General features: G+C 72.9%; 2 protein-coding genes. One reads left to right on the forward strand and one right to left on the reverse strand.

Going from position 1 to position 2,168, the window contains the following annotated elements; translation table 11 throughout:
• A partial coding sequence (locus K2X24_RS22670; RefSeq protein WP_292501364.1) for an EcsC family protein occupies positions 1-744 on the forward strand: 744 nt, incomplete at its 5' end.
• A 139-nt stretch (positions 745-883) separates the two neighbouring features.
• On the opposite strand, the gene K2X24_RS22675 is transcribed toward K2X24_RS22670, so the two are convergent.
• The coding region (locus K2X24_RS22675) for a M17 family metallopeptidase (RefSeq protein WP_292501366.1) at positions 884-2,168 on the reverse strand (1,285 nt) is incomplete at its 5' end.

Genomic DNA, 2,168 nt, shown 5'->3' on the forward strand with positions numbered 1-2,168 from the left:
GCGCAGGCCACCGAGAGCGCCATGCGCGCTTCCCTCAAGCTCGCCCTGGCGACCCTGCCGGCGGGCCGGGAGATCCCGGTCGTCTCCGCCACCGACCCCCTGCTCACCGGGCCGACCGAACCCGAATCGACCACGATGCGCACGGCCGCACGCCTGACGAAGTATTTCCCGTCGAGCGCCTTCGGCCACAAGGCCCTGGCGGCCGTCTCCGGCGCGGTCGGCGGCGCCTTCGGGCTCGCGACCCTCGCGGTGGAACTGCCGCTCTCGACGACCCTGATGCTGCGCTCCATCGCGCAGATCGCGCAGGAGGAGGGCGAGGATCTGCAAAATCCCGAGAACGCCCTGGCCTGCGTCCAGGTCTTCGCCCTCGGCGGACGCGAGGCGGCCGGCAGCGCCCTCACGGAGAGCGGCTACTTCGCGGTGCGCGCCGCCCTGGCCAAGACCATGGTGGAGGCCGCCCGCTACGCCGGCAACCGGGCCCTTCTCGACGAGGCCGCCCCCGCGCTGATCCGCTTCTCGGCGCAGATCGCGTCGCGCTTCGGCCTCGTGGTCTCGCAGAAGGTTGCGGCGCAGGCCGTGCCGATCCTCGGCGCGGTCGGCGGCGCGGCGGTCAACGCGGCGTTCATGGACCATTTCCAGTCGACGGCCCGCGCGCACTTCACCGTGCGGCGCCTGGAGCGGACCTACGGCGCGGCCCCGGTCCGCGCCGCCTACGAGTCCGAGAAGGCGATGCTGGGGGTCTGATCCGTCATCCCCTTGACCAAAGTGGATGACGGATGAGCAAGCCCGCGCGGCGCTTGAGCGAAGTCCAAATCTGCGATCCCGAACGCGATCCCGCAGGGATCGCCGGAAGGGATCAGACAGATTTGGTACGACCCCCGCCTCAGGCCTTCGGGTAGCGGCGGGACAGGAGCGCGTGGACGAGGCGCGCCGTCTGCACCTCGCCGCCCTCCGGTCGCCCCGGCTTCGTCGACGGGTTCCAGCCGTAGAGGTCGAAATGCACGTGGGCCCGCGTGGCGGGGGCGAAGCGGCGCAGGAACAGCGCCGCCGTGATCGCCCCCGCGAAGGGGCCGCCCGAGACGTTGTTCAGGTCCGCGACCTTCGAATCCAGCAGGCTCGCATAGGGCTTGTGCAGCGGCAGGCGCCAGACGGGATCGGCGCAGGCCGCGCCGGCCGCCGAGACCGCATCGGCGAGCGCGTCGTCCTCGGTGAAGAAGGCGGGCAGGTCCGGCCCCAGGGCCACCCGCGCGGCGCCCGTCAGGGTCGCGAAGTCGATCAGGAGCTCCGGGGTCTCGGCATCCGCCAGCGCCAGGGCGTCGGCGAGGATGAGCCGACCCTCGGCATCGGTGTTGCCGATCTCCACCGTGAGGCCGGACCGGCTGCGGATGACGTCGCCCGGCCGGAAGGCGTCGCCCGAGACCGCGTTCTCCACCGCCGGCACGATCAGGCGCAGGCGCAGGCGAAGCCCTGAGCCCATCACCATGTCGGCGGCGGCGAGGGCGGCCGCGGACCCGCCCATGTCCTTTTTCATCAGCAGCATCGCGCTCGACGGCTTGATGTCGAGGCCGCCCGTGTCGAAGGCGACACCCTTGCCGACGAGCGTGACGCGCGGCGCGTCTGTCGGCCCCCAGGTCAGGTCGATCAGGCGGGGCGCGCGCGGCGACGACGAACCGACCGTATGGACGAGGGGGAAGTCGCGGGCGAGATCCGCGCCCGACACGACCGAGACGGTAGCGCCGTGACGCTCCGCGACGGCGCGGACCGCCGCCTCGATCTCGGCGGGTCCGAGGTCGTTGGCGGGCGTGTTGATGAGATCGCGCCCGTTGGCGACCGCGGTGGCGATCCGAACCAGCGCTTCGGCATCGACGCCCTCCGGTGCCACGAGGGCGGGGCGCTCCGGCTCGGCATCGCGGTAGCGTCCGAAGCGGTAGCTGCCGAGCAGCCACGCCAGCGTCGCCGCAGCGGCGTCGAACCCTTCCGCTGCGGTAAAGCGGTAGGTGCCCGGAGGAAGTGCCCTGGGGAGCTTGCCCGCCAGCATGGGGGCGCTGCCGTCGCCGAGTCCGAACAGGACCGCGCCGAGCCGGCCGTCCGGCGCCGGAAGGAGAGCGAGCCGGCCCGCCTTCGGGGCGAAATCCGCCGCGCGGGCGAACGTCGCCTGCGGGCCGGGC

It is taken from the genome of Methylobacterium sp. (assembly GCF_019750675.1).
In the GTDB taxonomy this organism is placed as follows: domain Bacteria; phylum Pseudomonadota; class Alphaproteobacteria; order Rhizobiales; family Beijerinckiaceae; genus Methylobacterium.